Here is a 16,545-nt window from a genome sequence, read left to right as displayed (position 1 = left end):
TGTCCAGCAGCTTGTATTGTGGAAAAAACAGGACTTCCTTCACCCACTTGTTGAGATTCGTTCGCTCTGGACGTCTCCGGAGGAGAGGATTGATCTTTAAGGGTGGTCAAATTGTCGACGCATTGTCCCTGCATGGTTCGGTCACTTGCACTAAGGGGAGACCGTAAAAATAAAATCCCAGCTGTCAAACTCAGATCTCCCTTCACCAACGCAACCCACCAACATACGGCGTCGCATCCTGCTAGAAAAACTGGCAGCCTTATTACAACGCGTACCCGTCAGGTCTCATAGATCAACAGAACAAAGGCTGCCAGTTTTTTGTCGCTTAGTCCCTCGGCTGGGATTTTATTTCAAGGCAAGTGCCTACCCTTGTTGAACGCCCGGGCGACCATTTTCAACAACAAATGAAGCAAAGGTGTTGATCGGTGCGTCGGAACGGCTGACGGTTGTGACAAAACGCAGATCTGTCTGCCAGCGCTCGTGGTTGAGGTTGACCCGGAAGTAGCCACGGCGATCGCCATCGAAGAACTTAATATGTGGATTCTCTGGGATCATCGGACCGTAGTAAGGACCGTAGACAATTTGGTCGCCGTTGCTAGTAAGTGAGGGGGTCACGAACTCACTAGCGACGGTACGTGAGTTAGGGTCATTGAAATCCAGTTTGAGGTCATTAACGAATGTAGAGTGCCAATCCCCAGTGATCACAACCGGATTAGCAATCTTTCGGTCTGCAATATGGCTGAGGATGCGGTTGCGTGCAAGGGGATACCCGTCCCAAGAGTCGTTCCAAAAGACTTCGCCTGACCCTATCTTATGATCCAACTGGGCCATCAGCACTTGCTGGGCAATGACGTTCCACTGTGTCTGGGAACGGTCCAAACCGTTCAACAGCCAACGTTCTTGCCTGTCGCCAGTCATTGTCTTTGCTTGGTCTAATGCTGCCTCACAGCGGGGTGTCTCACCATCGCCGCATGGTTGGTCGCTACGATACTGTCGCGTGTCAAGCACGCTAAACTCAGCTAAATTTCCAAAAGTCAGTCGCCGATAAAGGAGCATATCTGGCCCTCGTGGCACGGAGAATCGGCGTAGGGGCTGATGCTCGTAGTAAGCTCTATAAGCAGCCGCTCGCCGCTCAAGGAAATCTTCAACTGGGTCGTTTTTTTCTGAAAGCTCGTCAGTGTAATCGTTGTCTACTTCATGGTCGTCCCAAGTGACCACAAACGGAAACAAGGCATGGCATGACTGTAAGTCTGGGTCAGTTTTGTACAGAGCATAGCGCAGGCGATACTGTTCTAGAGTTTTTGTCTGTTGCTGAAACTGCTCTGGTAAGGACACATTACGTACCCCACCTGTAGAATTGATACCATATTCGTAAATGTAGTCACCTAAATGGAAGACCACATCTAGCTCTTCGTTTGCTAAGTTGCGGTAAGCAGAGTAAAAACCATCTTCCCACTTCTGACAGGTGACAAACGCAAAGTTTAGCTGAGAAACAGGAGCGCCAGGAAGTGGAGCAGTACGAGTCCGACCAATCTGGCTGACTTCATTACCGACTCGAAATTGATACCAATACCAGTGCTCAGGCTCTAGTCCTTGCACCTCGACATGAACGGAGTGGGCAAACTCTGGAGTTGACATGGCTGTGCCACTGCGAACAACTTGTTGCATATTTTCATCGCTTGCAACTTGCCACTGCACTCTGAAATTCTCAGAAGGCATTCCACCTCCTGAATTGAGTGGCTCTGGTGCTAGTCTTGTCCACAGAACAACACTGTCTGGTAGTGGATCCCCGGAAGCGACACCCAAACTAAATGGATAAGCAGAGAATGTAGACTGGGCATTGACTTTTCTGGAGCACTGAGTAGCCAGGGCTAACCCACTCATGGCTCCAGCACCAATCATAAAGCGCCGTCGTCGCATCTGGCTTGATAGCAAGCGCTCAACATCGAACCACTGCATACACTTCTTCCTTAAGAACAGTTGTTGACGCAACTTAAAGCCGAGCAAGTGATACCGAGGTTCGTTTCTACCAGTACACTAAGGACTATTGCCAAAACCTTCAAAAAGTTTGATTGGCTTATGAAAATCTGAACAATCAGTGCTAACTATCAGTTCTACTCTTCCCCGTAAAGCCCGACCTCACTGTGCAAGATAAACTTATCAGCTAAATATTAAATATTAGTCAACTAACAGTTAAAGGTTGTTTAAGAGGATGTTTGAAAACTGGACTTTAGACTAGTTCCCGGTGCGAAACTCCAAACTTTTGTGGCGATTGATGTATATCAAATATAAGTGCGCCCACCCAAAACTTGAGCCGGAAATTTGCAGTACATTTGAACTAAGACAGATCGTTGCTTTCACCGTCATCGCTGTGGTCGGAACTCCAGCAGTCAGCACTCCAGCTAAGACAAACTTTATTCAAAACTTAGCGATCACAACCGGCATCAACCACTTTTTTGGCTAGCAAAATTGGACATAAATAACCTATTCATAACTAATCTTTCATCGACATCCTGTAATCTAAATGACTGACTGAAATAGCGTGAGCAAAAATTACTTGTCCAAAATGCACTCACGGGTTGAAAAATAATCGAGGATTATGATGAAAAAGCTTGGGTATTCGGTGTTTCGACGCGTCCCTACTGCACATTTGCTACTTAAAATGAGTTTACTGTCCGTGACTTTACCGTTCCTTGTGTGTGCCACTACCAGTCTGGTGGTTGCCACAGACAAGGAGAACGCGAACGCACCGTACTACTTGCCTGTACGCAGTTTTAGGTATCTTCGCTACTCAATAAGAGTGCGTCTAAGCATCATCTTGTCGATGTACAGTGATTCTGCAATGCCGTGGGCAGTTTCATTCCCACATCCTACCCGTACCTTTGTGTTAAACGGTTAATCATGCCGCTCCACTACCTCTGTTGGGAACCCTCCCATCTCAATCTTCACTCAGGTGGACTGAGTAGGGTAGAAGTTAGATACGTTTTTCCTCGTTCCGATTGATAGATTGTTGTGCCGATTTAGGTTTCTCCAATTCGCCCACTAGCTTCTCAGGACGGCATCTTTTTCCATAAGAAAGAGTGCGAGAATATTGCTAGTGTACAGGGTAGGCTGTAGCTTGTGCTAACATCGGTTTTCCCTGATAGGGAGTAGGACGCTTTTTTAGGAGATTTGCGTAAGCTAACCTCATAGAGGCTCCCTATTAGCGCCAGTGTGACCTCAACCGAGGAAGTCTCTGATTGCGCCCTGTTACCAGCTTCGCTTTGGTGATTAACCTCTACGTGGTCAGATAAGGAGTCACGTTGTCCTTCACGGATGGGATTTTCACCCATATCCATCAATCAGTTATGAGATTTTCAAGGTTCTAACTTGATACTCTCACCTAGAGCTATGTATTTACTCTAGAACGAGTCGCACTATGGATCTCCCTTAGTTCTGGGGAAAATTAGTCAGCATAAATTACGAATACGTAGTTTATGCCAATGCAAAGGCGATCGCCTCCCGCTGGTCTATCTCGGATATCTTGCAGCTCCTCAAAAGCTGTTAACAGGTTTCAGTGCTGGGGGAAAAGTCAGCTAAGAAGCGCTCGCCCTCGCCAATGAGACAGCAGGGGGAACCCACATTCTTAGAAACAAACAGACCCCGTTTTCTGTCAGAATGAATCGGTGGTAAGAAAATATTATCAAGCAAGACTGCTGCACGATTTAATCTTTGGTCTGAACGTGATCGCCTGCCTTTTTGATTATCGTTCTTTTGTAAACTTCTTTCTGTCTTTGGATTTATTGACAAAATACACTTGTTTTTAACTTGTTCCAAATGGATAGTGTATGGATTGAAGTGATTTGCAAAAAAAGAAAATTATTCAGATGTTTAAATCTCTGTAGTTAGCAATCTAAGGTATTTTCCAGTTCCCAAGGAGTGATGCAAGTACTGTATTCATTCCACTGTTGGTGTTTCAATTTTAAATAAGCTGCTGTTAACCGTTCTCCAAGGCTTTGGGTTAGAACTGTGTTTGCTTTTAAGCAGCGTAATGCATCCAATAAGTTTGTCGGCAGCTGTTTTACCCGATCAAGGGGAAGCGGATCTGTATAGCTATTATTGTCATAACGTGGTCCAGGATTGCGCTTTTGCACAATTCCATCGAGTCCGGCGGCGATGAGTGCAGCAGCTAGTAGGTAGGGATTAGCTGCACCGTCAGCCAGACGGAACTCAAAGCGCCCAGCCTCAGGAATGCGGATAGCGTGAGTGCGGTTATTACCGCTGTAGGTAATGGTGCTAGGAGCCCAAGTTGCCCCTGAAGTAGTGACGGGTGCGTTAATTCGCTTGTAGGAATTGATTGTGGGATTTGAAAAAGCACACAACGCTTCGGCAGAATGCAACACGCCTGCAATGAACTGGTAAGCTAAAGCTGAGAGTCCCAGTTCTCCCTGCTCGTCGTGGAAGAGATTTACTTTGCCTGCGGCATCCCAGATAGACAGATGAGTGTGGCAGCCGTTACCAGTCAAATGGGGGAAAGGCTTGGGCATGAAGGTAGCACGCAACCCGTGCTTTTCGGCAATAGTTTTGACCATATATTTAAAGAAGGCATGACGATCTGCGGTGATCAGGGCATCGGCATACATCCAATTCATCTCAAACTGACCATTTGCGTCTTCATGGTCGTTTTGGTAAGCACCCCATCCAAGTGTCAACATGGCATCACAGATTTCGCGAATTACCTCATAGCGGCGCATCAGGGCTTGTTGGTCATAGCAGGGTTTACTCTGGCGATCGCGCAAATCAGATATACTATTACCTTCGCTATTAAGCAAAAAATACTCACACTCGACTCCTGTGCGGACGCTATAGCCTAACTCCTTGGCTTGTTTGAGAACGCGCTTTAGCACCAGTCTGGGGGTTTGTTCTATAGGTTGCCCACTCACAGTGTAGAGATCTGCGCTCATCCAGGCAACTTCAGGTTCCCAAGGTAATTGAAACAGACTAGCTCTGTCGGGGATCGCTAAAATATCTGGATCTGCTGGAGTCATGTCTAGCCAAGCCGCAAATCCCGCGAAGCCTGCACCATTGGCTGCCATGCTATCAATGCTTGCAGCAGGCACAAGTTTTGCCCGTTGCACCCCAAACAAATCGGTGAATGAAATTAGAAAATAACGAATACTCTTTTCGCGGGCAGTTTCAGAAAGTGAGTTAGTCAAGTCGCTTTCCTCCAATTACAAATTCAAAATGGAACCTGTACCAAAGCTATATTTCGTTATTCTTCTAGCAGTTGGTGTATTGCAACAAAGGATGAAGTCTTCATCTGAGAATACCATGGGTACGAATTAACCAATCAATGTCCCAATGTTGCGCTGCGTAAGAAGTTGGGTAGAGAATGGCATGACTGCGCTCGCCTGCAAGGCGAGCCGTAAGTTTGGTACACTAAGCGCGCTTCGGATAGAACTGCACCACACTCAAGCCTAAAGTTTTCTAGCGTCAGAAAACTTGGGGATTTTGTCATATTGCTGATTGTCCCGATTTAGTCACAATATCCCTATTAACTTTTACATAGCCAGGTTCAATGTGAGCAAAGTGCGGACTCAACTGCTTATGAGCATCAGCCAGCGCGTGGAAAGGAATTGATGGGTATAAATGATGCTCTGCATGAAACGGCATATTCCACATCAAAAATCGCACAGGCCAGAGGGTTAGTGTTGTGCGCGTATTCGTCAGCCGATTAACATCAAGAGTGCAACCTGTATGTTCTGCTAGCAGAATAAAACGCAGAATTGGCTGACCAACAATCAATGGCAGCAGCCAATAAAGTAGAAACCAAGGCTGACCTACTGCAATTGAGATAGCGATCATAGCTGCATAAGCTGCTAATTGCAGCCGAGTGGAGCGAATAACTTCAGTACGTGCTGATTGAGGGATAAATGGGTAATTCTCAAATTGACCGAATGCAATCTGAAAATGCCCCCGAATTTTTCCTAACCACCAGGGTAAACCGCTAATTATTAATAAGTATTTGACAAAGTTGCTTGGTTTGGGGTCAGTTAATTCTGGATCTTTATCAGGAACGCGAGTATAAAGGTGATGCCATTTGTGATAATAACGGAAGAATGTGCTGTTATAAAATGAGAGCAAACCTGCACACCAAGCAACAGCGTCATTTAAAGGACGAGCAGCAAATGCAGTTGTGTGAACGCATTCATGCATAGGTGCAAACATAGAAGCAATACTAAAACCATAAATCGCTAGTGCTGGGATTGCTAATGTCCAATTGCCTAAGTTTGTCCCCCACAGATAGCCGCTGCATCCCATGACAGTTAGATGCAAAGCCAGTTGCAGCAGACCTTTTGAGTTGGAGCGAGCGTTTAAAGCACTCAAATCCTGTATAGAAAGAATTTGGCGGGGGTTGTACTGTTGAGTAGCTTTACGATTTAATAATTCTAATTGAGTAACTGCACCATCATTAGACATAATTAATTTGCCTGACCGATAATCTATGTGTAAACGTTGCATGGCAACGTTTACACTCTACAAGCAATCCTTAACTCAACTGTATTGTAGTTTATTCTCTTTTATTCAAGAAGTGATTTAGTGCTCTTTCATCACTCCCATTAGAGGGAAAATAGAATCGTTGCAAGGCTTGACTTTCAGAGGATGTCTGAAAAGTTGTGGAGAAGTGATTTTAATTACACAACGTGCTTTAGCATCAAGCGAATCATGGCAACATAAATAAAAGCTTCGGTGGTTTCAGGCAGTACCTCATAATCCTTGCTCAGTCGCCGACACCAGTTAAACCAACCAAAAGTTCTCTCAACAAGCCAACGTTTAGGCAGTACTACAAATCCTTTGTGCTGTTCGTGGCGGGTGACAACAGTCAAAATCCAGCGATACACGTTAATAACCCAATGCATTAAATCCTGACCACGGTATCCTCCGTCAACCCAAATTTTGACCAAACGATTAATGGTGTTCAATTACAGATTTGGGGAACTTGGTTATTTTATGCTGTGTTGGTTGATTTAGGAGATGCTGTCGCCGACGAACTTGCTTTACCTTTTGACTCCATTTCTTTAGAAATGATTTATCGCGGTCTTTACCATTTTTATGTTGCTCATCAAAAAGGTCTCGCTTCTGACCCTATCAAATATTTTGTTGCGCCAGATAATCAAGATTTAGGCATTGTTAAACGACAACGAAAACCCAACGTTAGGTTAATTATCGCACCCTTAAGCGAAAAGCAACGAGCCATACCTGAATTTTTCTTTCAAGCACCTTCTAAAATCCCCTTGACAACTGGCTTACAACCTTAACTTGTGACCAATAGGGGTAGGGATAATGATTGGTCACGCGCTGCGACCAGATACGCCACAAGCTCAACCAGTAACCGCTACAGAGAAAAAATCTGATGAGATCGTGCTAGCATGGTAGCAAATTAACTTTTAACTCATTATGGCTGAACGAATAAATAAACGGACTCATAGCGATTACACCCAGAGTGCCGCCTATCTCCCCAAAGATTTGGTGAAAAATTTCAAGCAATTAGCCGTGGAATTAGAGATTGGTCACAGTGAAGCAATGGAGGAAGCAATACGGATGTGGTGTGATGTGGCAATCAAAAAGGTAAATCAGAGGTGATGAGTCAACGTTACCCAACGCCCGAACAAAACCTTACCTGTTTCATCCTGAGCCAAAACTTGACAACGTTGTTGTTAGATATCTCAATTGTGAGATTAGACGAGCGAACGGGAAACATTTACATCTTGGCTGGAGAAGAAACAGGTATTCTAATCACCCGTGATGGAAAGTGGAGATATGACGAATGAGTAAACCAAACTTTGCAATGATGACGAAATCGGAACTTAAGCTCTATCTACTAGAACATCGCAACGATACAGAAGCGTTTCACGCACTTATGGACAAGGTAAACGCTGAACCTAACCAAACATTTTACACAGTAGATGAGGCTGATGTGTTGGAAAATTTGATTGAAGCAAAACGACAATCAAAAGACAATCAGTGAAAATTAACAGGCACGGTCGCGCCAAAATTCTGACAACCGAAGAGATACAGTTAGTTTTTGCCCAAGGGTTTGACTCGAAGCGCGATAAAACCTTGTTTGGCGTGTGCCTGTTTACTGCTGCAAGAATTCGTGAAGCGTGTACCCTGTTGACTGAGGACATTTACACACTCAAGGGACAGGTTAGACCACGACTCATCATCAGGAAAGCGAACACTAAAGGTAAGCTGGCTACACGGTCGATACCAGTCATTGAAGACTTGCGTCAAAAGCACTGGGGCGACAGCTAGTCAACCACTGCCTTAACTCCCTGTGGAAGCATTAGAACAACTTGATAACTAGTTATTGACTTTGTATAACGGGTTAATATATATTGTAACTAGTTAAGGAGGGGATGAAGTGAGCAAGGTATTACAAGAAAAAATTGACAAGCTATTTGAGACAACCAAGGATTTGAGAAGCTTTGAAGAAATTAAGCCACATTGCGATCGCTTCAACGAATGGCTTAACGATCAAAGTTACAGTCAAGCAACGCTGGGGACTAAATTGAGTGCATATGGGTTTTACAAGAAGTTCAAAAGCATTCGTCTAGAACAAGGTAAAAACGCAGAAGCTATTGATAAGCATGACGCTGAAGGTAACGTTAAAGGTACTGAATTGAAGCACTACGTAGCTTTGCTGTGTGGGTTGAACAAGGAAGGGGTAAAAGTAGCGAAGCTGTCACCAGCCGCCACGCGGCGGCTGTAACCTTTACCCAGACTTGATTACATCAAAATTTTTTGACTTTTTACGCCACATCAAGCTCCAACCGCTCGCTCATATCCAACCTAAAAGTTCCATAAGGATTAACATGACCCCAAATCAAAGGTGTTAGCCCTCGCAAATCTACGGGTGTCATTCGTTTCATCCATACAGGGTCAGCCAAAACCTTCTGAATCATCAAGGTGTTAATATAGACCAAGCACATCTGCAACAAATGGAGACATAACACCGATAACTCCTGCTCATCTAAGCGGTTAGTCGCAATTTCACTGTTCTTGCCGTAAAAAATAAAACTATTGGCACCATTCCACTGCTCCACAACATTTAACCCTTCATTAATTTCGCGCCGCAGAGCTTCCGAATGCAGGTAACGACACAGAAAAATAGTTTTAACCGCCCTACCCAATTCATTCAATGCCCGTTGTGTCGGATGTTGCAGCGCTTTCGCACTAAACCGTTTCAAAATCGTATCTGCTTCCACCGTACCTAATCGCAGCGCAGTAGCATATTTAATCATTTGGTCATACTGTTGACGAATCAATTCCCAATCAATCGCCTTGGTAAGCACGGGTTGTAAATTAGGGTAATTTTGTTTCTGGTCGGTCCAAGGCAAGTAGAGTTTTTTGTCTCCAATCCGCTTGATCCTCGGCATCAAGTCGAAACCCAACAAGCGACAGAACGCATATGCCATCTCGTTTTGCCCGTGAGTATCAACGTAGTTTTTCTTCACTTTCATATCCGTACAGTGACGCAGCAGTCCCTCAATCATCGCTGCCACCTCACTACTGGAGCAGGTTTTGAGTTGAGAATAAATGCACGCAGACTTTTTCTCGACGTGCCAGTAAATCATCACCCCACGACCACCGTAGCGGATGTGCCATTCGGTCATCAGGTTCTGATCCCACGAACCAAACTTTTTCGAGTCAGAAGCACAGGAAGTAGTACCCTCTCCCCAAATCGCTGTTTTGCGTGCCGATAAAGTGGCATTTACAATCTGGGCAATAGCGTTACGTAGATGTTCACGGTGGATGTAGTGCTTTTTGACGTAACGCAGGTCAGTTTCTTTATTGCCATCAATACCTGCACAGATACGTTTGAGTCCCATATTCGACCCCAGACCATATAAACACAACAATAACCGTCTTTGCAGAATATCTCGCTCTAGGTGAGAACGGACACCAATATTTTTGAAATGATTGGTAAAGCCAATTCGCAAATCGGCTTCTTTCAAGATGTCCAGCAAACTTGTCATGAACCAGCGTTGGTCTATTTCACGTTTCAAGTGCAAAATATTTATTGGTTCGGGTTGAGCTTCAAGTGGCGAAACCTTAATCCAACCGTTGTTTTTCTCTTGAATCTTGACTCTTGTATTTTTGGGCATTCCTTTGTCCAACATAGTCAGAGCATCGGTCATTTCCTGTTGGAGTGTAGTAATAAATTTTTCTGCTAAGAGTGGTTGCCCAATTGCTTGATAGTAAGTTTCTCGGTGTATGTCAAAGTCTTGAGGTAAATCCTCTTCTGGGTTGCAGTAGCGTTTTGCCCCGATGACCCAGATTTCTTTGGAGCGTAACCTGTCCCGCAATGTTTGCAATACGCAAATTTCGTAATTTACTCGGTTAATCCGCTCTCGTCCATCACTCTCGATCTCAACAATCAAATCCTTCCAGTCATTAATGTAAGAGACAACTTGTTTTGGGACTTCTTGCTTGCTGCGTGGATATCTCGCTTCCATCTGAAAGAACTTGAGCAAAACCGCAAATCCTAAACTATTGTCCTCACTTTTATTCTCAAGTAGTACCATTTCTTCGGGCATCAGCGTAAAATGCTCGACCAGCTCAGTCGCGTCCCACTGTCTTTTCAATTCCGTTGCTCCGCCCTATTACTGGATACAAAAGTTAATTAGGCAATTGTATCAGCTAAAGTGTAGGTTATTTGGTACAATAAATCTCAACGGAGCCATAAGGGTTTAAGACCTATAAAATCCAGAGGGTTTAATTGGTACAAAGAATTGCCATTTATTGTCGGGTTTCCACAACTGACCAGTCTTGTGAGCGACAAGAACGGGACTTATTAGAGTATTCTGCCGTTTGTGGTTTTGAGGTAGTTGGTGTTTGGAAGGAAACAGCCTCTGGAATTAAACACAATCGCTCTGAGCGACAAAAGGTTATGGCGTTAGCTCAAAGTCATAGTATTGATGCCATTTTGGTAACGGAGATGACCCGATGGGGCCGTAGCACCATTGATCTGATTGAGACTTTGCAGTCACTCCATAGTTGGCATGTTTCCTTAATTGCTCAAACCGGATTGCAATTTGATTTGAATACACCCCAAGGCAGGCTAATTGCTCATTTAATGGCATCTTTAGCTGAATTTGAACGGGATTTGGTACGAGAAAGGGTGCGTTCGGGGGTGGCGGCGGCTAAAGCCAGAGGTCAAAAGTTTGGCAGGCAGCCAGGACAACGGCTCAAAGCAGATAAGTTGGGCCCGAAAGTTTTGCAGATGGTGCAACAGGGGTACTCTTACCGCAAAATTGCAGAAATTCTCAACCTTAGCAAGACAACTGTCAATGATATTGTCAAACGCCACAGACAGTCAGCCAAGAAACCAGAGTTGGAAAGGTAATTTTAAAAGCCTTATCCAGTAATCGTTTCAGCCTTAGCGTAACTTTCTGTACGGTTGCTCATTTCACCCCAGTACTTGCGAGAGTTAGGCGATTGACGTTCTGGTTTTTCGGTTTTACCAACTTTCGGTGGTTGGAGGGTTTGTGTTGTCATGACTCAACCCCCTGAAAACATTGGGGTGTATGAGCCGATTTTACCAACTTACACTCCAAAGTTGGTAAGCACCAAGACATAAAAAACAGTCCAGGCTTTTACGGTAAATCGTCAATAGCAAGTAATTTAAATTACTTTTTATACTGAGAATTTAAGCGGCATGAGGTATTTCTTGGGTCGGCTGGCTATCTACTCTAAAACCAGGATACCATTGCTGGAATTTGCTTTCTAACTCTTCATTGAGAACCAATATTCTGACCTGGAGCAGAAGATGAACACCTTTAGGAGTCCACCGCATCTGCTGTTTTTTGACAAATCGCTTGCTAATGACTTGATTAACTGTTGATTCTACGAACCCAGTGGCAATAGCTTCACCCGGCACGCCAACGTTCTCCATAGTTTGGGATATAAGCCCCATTGTTGGCAATGTAGCTTTCAAACTCCCGCACCATTTTAAACAGTTTTTTTAGCTCTATTCCGGTCTTACCATCAAAAATTACAATTTCTAGGTCGTCCACAAGGTCTTTTATCAGTTGCAATGCTCTGAACAGGTTTCCATGCCACAGATACCACTTAATTCGTTCCAACTCTTTGGGTATATCCGTATCTAGTTCGGTATCTTTTTTGCTAAGTCCTTTTGCCGTCTGACTCATTACTGTCAGCCTCATGGTGATATGAAACCAATCCAGGATATATTCTGCGTTGGGATTGAGATAAAGCTGTAGTTCGCGTATCTTCTCATCACCGTCTGAGAGGAAAGTTACTTGTTGATTCATCTGCATCCCTTGAGAAGTCAACACCTCAAAGATCCGACGTTGGGGTTTGGTATCGTAAGAATAAACTCCCCCAAATCGCTTGGATGTACCGTCTGCTTTTATACTCTTCCCAACAATGACTTCAAAATTACCTTTGGAAAGCGATTTTTTGTCGTAGGAACGAACATATCCGCCATCCATTCCCAGTACCAACGGTAAATCAGGTCGGGGCAATTCCTCCCAATCTCTGGGACAGCCTTCATTGTACGCTTGTCTTTATGCAACAGTTTCTGGCTACAGTGCAAACATGATTCCTGTTGAAGAGAATACTCTGCTATCTGTTGTTCGGCTAGGGTGCGTTGGAGACTTTGTAGTAATGTTTTGGCTTCTGCTAGTTTTAGTCCCAAGTTTTCTGGTTGTAAAGCACCACGCGAAATCTGCATAATTTCTTGGGTAACTTGGGCATCTCCATTATCTGACTCCACAACAATTTGGATTTTGATTTTCACACTATCCTCTGTTCAAATAACATTTCTTTATCCCCAGCCACATATTGCTGTAAACGTTGGTTTATTTCTTGGTGGTCAAAATGTTCAACCATTAACCATTGACGTAGTTCGTATATTTCTTCAATATTGCCAGGTATATCACCTTCTTCCACAATTTCACTGAAGCGATTTGCTATGTGTCTTACTGAGTATTCCTGTTTTTGTGCCATGAACTCCCACGGGCCACCGCAGTCTTCTGGAGGGCAAGCGCGTTTACCATCAATGCACACTGGATAAAAGCAATTTGATTCTGGAGTGAGAATTGCTTCGACCCGAATTTGATGCTGCCAGTTATCGCATTGTCCCCGAAATAATCAGCCAGCCTTATAAAACCCCTCGATTAATCGTGTGGGATAACTAGTCAACCAGAAAGGCTGGCTGATTATTTTACGTGTAAGACCCCGTTGTCACCGAAGTCATATTCGTATAAAAAACGTTCTCGCATTCTCCAGCTAAAATCTGATAATTTGACAACTTTAGGGTCGTCAGAAAACCACATTCCCCCAATTTGAGCAATCCCGTAATCCTTACCGTGAATTATGAAACGATGTAAGTGGGAATCCGTCCACCCCATTACTATCTGGATCATGTAGTGCAAATCGGCGATTGTACTGTCACTGCGGATTTTTATCCTACGCCAAATCATTGGACTGATGTCCAAGATAAAAATATGAAGCTGATAGATGACAAGTTTCTCAGAATCGGTCATTGGGTCATCTTACCGCATTGCCAGTCCCATCTCCCCCGAAAAAAATCGCTCTCCAATTCCCAACAAATCTGGGGAGTGCTGAAACAGCGAAAACTCGTTTCAAAATGAGAATTGCTGATAGAAGATGCAGTGATGGCTGCCTTCTCAGTCTTTTTTACTCAATCACCCTCTTTTTTAGATCATCAACGTTTGATGAAAAGTAACAAGGGAAAAGATAATGCTGAAAGCTTATTTTCAATTGAGAAAATCCCCTGTGATAATCAAATAAGAAATTTGTTAGATCCGGTTCCATCTGCGACGATATTTAAGTCTTTCCAGAAAGTCTATGAATGGTTAAATAAAAAGGGAATTTTGAAAAAGTTTCTCTATTTAGATGGAGAAATTCTAATTGCATTAGATGGTACAGAATATTTTTCATCTAAGAAAATTAATTGCCCTCATTGTAATTGTCGTAATCATCGAAACGGAACTACAACTTATTTTCATGGCTGTGTCACACCTGTGGTGGTTTCTCCTAATCAAAAACAAGTGATTAATTTAGAACCAGAATTTATTAAAAAACAAGATGGACATCAAAAACAAGACTGTGAAAATGCGGCTGTAAAAAGATGGTTAAATAAAAATCATCAAAATAAGTATGGTTATCCTGTAACCATTTTAAGAGACGACTTATATTCTCACGAACCTGTTTGTAAATTAGCATTAAAACAAGGTTATAATTTTCTTTTTGTTTGCCTGCAAACGTCACACAAGACTTTATATGATTGGCTAAAAATCTTAGAAAGAAGTGGAGAAATTACAACCATTGAAAAGAAACAATGGGATGGGCGAAAAAATCTAATTTATCGCTATCGTTATGCTTCGAGAGTTCCTTTAAAAGATGAGAACTCAAGTCTTGAAGTTAATTGGTGCGAAGTGACTGTTATTAATGAAAAAACACAGAAAATTATCTACCAAAATAATTGGGTAACTAATCATAAAATCACTGAGAATAATGTTGAAGAAATTGTCAAAGCTGGGCGCAGCAGATGGAAAGTTGAAAATGAGGGGAATAATGTTCTTAAAAATCACGGTTATAATTTAGAGCATAATTTTGGTCATGGCGAAAATCATTTATGCGAGTTATTATTGTCTTTAAATTTGCTAGCTTTTTTATTTCATACTGTTTTAGATTTAGTTAATTGTATTTATCAAAAAGTTCGTGAAATACTAGTAACTCGAACTACTTTCTTTAAGGATCTTCGTACCTTATTAAAATATTTATGGTTTAAAGATTGGTCGCATTTATTCTCATTCATCCTCACAGAACATGATCCATTAAAAAGAGTAAATTCTAGTTGATAAATGTCAATATATTAAAAGAGGAGGAGAAAGTTATTTATTAAAAAAACCTGAGTTCGGGTTAAGCTGTATGAGATAAAAGCCACTCCATCTGAAGGCTGGGTTTCTTAGGTTGATGGCAGTAACCAATTAATCCGCAGAGAACGTTAACGCAGAAATTAACAGGGCTTCGGTGTCGAGAATGTTCGATCTGAGAAATATTCTTAAGTTGGTCGTTAATGGTCTCAATGATCGAGCGTTTACGGGATAAAAGTTTGTCATGGAGAAGCATGAGCTTGTTTTTCATGTTACGGCGAGGTTTGGCAAAAAATTGAATGCCGAAGTCTTCTAATAGTTGACAAGCCAGCTTTTGAGAAACATAACCCCTATCGGCAAAAATTTTGCCAAAAAGTTCACTCAGTAAATCGGGAACAGGTTGACGGTCATCAACATTACCAGGAGTAAGAGTCACATTTAAAAGCTGACCAAGTTCATTGACGACAATATGAAGTTTAAAACCAAAAAACCAATCCACAGAAGTCTTTCCACGAGCGGCTAAACCTTCAAAAACCTTATGCCGAGAAATCCGACGATTATGGCAGACCTTCAGACATGTTGAATCGATAAAACCGATACCCGTACACTGTCCAAAACAATGCTTCAGGTAAACGCACAAAGGTATCAAGGTTGATGGTATCCATTCAATGAATCGTTGATAACTCGGCAGCGCCGGAAAAGCACAACTCCATTGTTGTTTGACATGATTCAAATAAAAATGCTTGAAATTCCGGTAGTGATTTTGATGAAATGCAATTAGTATCGTCATTATTTCACTCAAACACAGACTTCTAGCCCGAATCCGTTTTATTCCTCCATGTATCAACAGCTTCTTGTGCCATTGGCTTTCAAACCCCTTACAGAAATCATCTACATGGCAGAACAAAGATTCTAAACTAAACATAGGACAGGTGCTGGATTTGACGTTATTTTCAGCTTACTACCTGTCCCTTTCCTTATCCCGAACTCAGGTTATATACAAAACGGTATTGCAGGGATATCGGGCAATGCGCTAAGTTATGCGACTCGCATAAAGCCGATATCACCGCAATCAAGTAGTTACAATGTTAGCGTCACGGGTTGGGGTCTATCGCGTGGAAGCGCGTTCGTGTACCGCAGGCATACGCAGCGAGAGCAATGAGGGAGCGTCAGCGACCTGCAATCATATGCGAGAGTCGCAGGAAACTCGTTATGACATCTCAAGTAGTTACAAAAGTGGATAACGGGATGCGTATGCCTGCGTCCCGGTAAGGGATACGCAAGTGCTCACTAACTAGTTATGATATAAGAGACGATTTCAAAGCCAAGGAATAACTAGTTACACAAATCTAGCCATGAGTTATAACTAGTTATTGCAGATATCGCGGGATAGTAGTTAAGCTATAATTGCGGTTGGAGGCGCGGAGCTTGAAAGCCTTGCACAGTAAGTATTCTAATATCAACTAGTTACGAAAAGGTAGAGATATAAATAAACTGGTTACGCAAATATGAGAATATAAACTAACTAGTTAACGGAAACATCACGAGATGCTTCAGAAATATGATAACTAGACTGTCCGGTAATCTAGATTACCGGACAGTCTAGTTATCATATTTCTGAAGCATCTCGTGATGT

At 42.9% G+C, this 16,545-nt stretch carries 13 protein-coding genes and 5 pseudogenes; 8 read left to right on the top strand and 10 right to left on the bottom strand.

Annotation, left to right across the window (positions count from 1 at the left end; genetic code table 11):
- Nucleotides 1-363: 363 nt before the first annotated feature.
- The 4 genes and pseudogenes from MAS10914_RS0100235 to MAS10914_RS29070 all read right to left on the bottom strand — a co-directional run.
- Nucleotides 364-1,959 carry an alkaline phosphatase D family protein gene (locus tag MAS10914_RS0100235; protein ID WP_017313904.1) on the bottom strand — a complete coding sequence of 532 codons (1,596 nt, stop codon included), beginning with the start codon at nt 1,957-1,959 and terminating at the stop codon, nt 364-366.
- 1,925 nt (nt 1,960-3,884) lie between these two features.
- On the bottom strand, nt 3,885-5,195 hold the full coding sequence (gene glnT / locus MAS10914_RS0100225; protein ID WP_017313902.1) for a type III glutamate--ammonia ligase: 1,311 nt from the start codon (nt 5,193-5,195) through the stop codon (nt 3,885-3,887).
- Nucleotides 5,196-5,493: 298 nt separating this feature from the next.
- Nucleotides 5,494-6,459 (bottom strand): fatty acid desaturase family protein, encoded by a 966-nt coding sequence (locus MAS10914_RS0100220; protein WP_017313901.1) that lies wholly within the window; start codon nt 6,457-6,459, stop codon nt 5,494-5,496.
- A 215-nt stretch (nt 6,460-6,674) separates the two neighbouring features.
- Nucleotides 6,675-6,953 (bottom strand): annotated as a pseudogene (locus tag MAS10914_RS29070) (transposase); the annotation flags it as partial.
- Between MAS10914_RS29070 and MAS10914_RS0100210 the strand changes: the two are divergent.
- The 6 genes and pseudogenes from MAS10914_RS0100210 to MAS10914_RS0100185 all read left to right on the top strand — a co-directional run.
- Nucleotides 6,945-7,298, top strand: a pseudogene (locus MAS10914_RS0100210) (IS4 family transposase); the annotation flags it as partial. The pseudogenes MAS10914_RS29070 and MAS10914_RS0100210 overlap by 9 nt on opposite strands.
- Nucleotides 7,299-7,437: 139 nt before the next feature.
- The gene (locus tag MAS10914_RS0100205) at nt 7,438-7,623 is read left to right on the top strand and encodes a ribbon-helix-helix protein, CopG family (protein WP_017313898.1); all 186 of its coding nucleotides are present in this window, start codon (nt 7,438-7,440) and stop codon (nt 7,621-7,623) included.
- Nucleotides 7,623-7,811, top strand: coding sequence for a DUF6888 family protein (locus MAS10914_RS0100200; RefSeq protein WP_017313897.1), 189 nt, complete (start codon nt 7,623-7,625; stop codon nt 7,809-7,811). Before MAS10914_RS0100205 ends, MAS10914_RS0100200 begins: the two co-directional genes overlap by 1 nt.
- Nucleotides 7,808-8,008, top strand: coding sequence for a DUF6887 family protein (locus MAS10914_RS0100195; protein WP_017313896.1), 201 nt, complete (start codon nt 7,808-7,810; stop codon nt 8,006-8,008). Before MAS10914_RS0100200 ends, MAS10914_RS0100195 begins: the two co-directional genes overlap by 4 nt.
- A complete protein-coding gene (locus MAS10914_RS29065) occupies nt 8,005-8,295 on the top strand; it encodes a site-specific integrase (RefSeq protein WP_017313895.1) in 291 nt (96 codons plus the stop codon). Before MAS10914_RS0100195 ends, MAS10914_RS29065 begins: the two co-directional genes overlap by 4 nt.
- A gap of 109 nt (nt 8,296-8,404) precedes the next feature.
- Nucleotides 8,405-8,752: a hypothetical protein gene (locus tag MAS10914_RS0100185; RefSeq protein WP_017313894.1), complete on the top strand. Its 348-nt coding sequence runs from the start codon at nt 8,405-8,407 to the stop codon at nt 8,750-8,752.
- Between the two features lie 40 nt (nt 8,753-8,792).
- On the opposite strand, the gene MAS10914_RS0100180 is transcribed toward MAS10914_RS0100185, so the two are convergent.
- The gene (locus tag MAS10914_RS0100180; RefSeq protein ID WP_156818043.1) at nt 8,793-10,628 is read right to left on the bottom strand and encodes a Tn3 family transposase; all 1,836 of its coding nucleotides are present in this window, start codon (nt 10,626-10,628) and stop codon (nt 8,793-8,795) included.
- 134 nt (nt 10,629-10,762) lie between these two features.
- On the opposite strand from MAS10914_RS0100180, the gene MAS10914_RS0100175 reads away from it, so the two are divergent.
- Nucleotides 10,763-11,389, top strand: coding sequence for a recombinase family protein (locus MAS10914_RS0100175; RefSeq protein ID WP_017313892.1), 627 nt, complete (start codon nt 10,763-10,765; stop codon nt 11,387-11,389).
- A gap of 11 nt (nt 11,390-11,400) precedes the next feature.
- Here the strand turns inward: MAS10914_RS0100175 and MAS10914_RS34785 are convergent, their stop codons facing one another.
- The 4 genes and pseudogenes from MAS10914_RS34785 to MAS10914_RS36055 form a co-directional block, all read right to left on the bottom strand.
- A complete protein-coding gene (locus MAS10914_RS34785; RefSeq protein WP_017313891.1) occupies nt 11,401-11,541 on the bottom strand; it encodes a hypothetical protein in 141 nt (46 codons plus the stop codon).
- Nucleotides 11,542-11,692: 151 nt separating this feature from the next.
- A pseudogene (locus MAS10914_RS33320) lies at nt 11,693-12,805 on the bottom strand (ISKra4 family transposase).
- Nucleotides 12,802-13,128: pseudogene (locus MAS10914_RS36060) on the bottom strand (IS1096 element passenger TnpR family protein); the annotation flags it as partial. The pseudogenes MAS10914_RS33320 and MAS10914_RS36060, both read right to left, overlap by 4 nt.
- A gap of 98 nt (nt 13,129-13,226) precedes the next feature.
- Nucleotides 13,227-13,553, bottom strand: a complete 327-nt coding sequence (locus tag MAS10914_RS36055) for a plasmid pRiA4b ORF-3 family protein (RefSeq protein ID WP_017313886.1) — start codon at nt 13,551-13,553, stop codon at nt 13,227-13,229.
- 117 nt (nt 13,554-13,670) lie between these two features.
- On the opposite strand from MAS10914_RS36055, the pseudogene MAS10914_RS0100145 reads away from it, so the two are divergent.
- A pseudogene (locus MAS10914_RS0100145) lies at nt 13,671-14,808 on the top strand (ISNCY family transposase); the annotation flags it as partial.
- A gap of 147 nt (nt 14,809-14,955) precedes the next feature.
- Here MAS10914_RS0100145 and MAS10914_RS0100140 read toward each other — a convergent pair.
- Nucleotides 14,956-15,834 carry an IS982 family transposase gene (locus MAS10914_RS0100140; RefSeq protein ID WP_026082230.1) on the bottom strand — a complete coding sequence of 293 codons (879 nt, stop codon included), beginning with the start codon at nt 15,832-15,834 and terminating at the stop codon, nt 14,956-14,958.
- Nucleotides 15,835-16,545: the final 711 nt, after the last annotated feature.

Origin of the sequence: Mastigocladopsis repens PCC 10914, from assembly GCF_000315565.1 — a bacterium.
GTDB lineage: Bacteria > Cyanobacteriota > Cyanobacteriia > Cyanobacteriales > Nostocaceae > Mastigocladopsis > Mastigocladopsis repens.
This window is presented reverse-complemented; position numbering and strand designations above follow the sequence as displayed.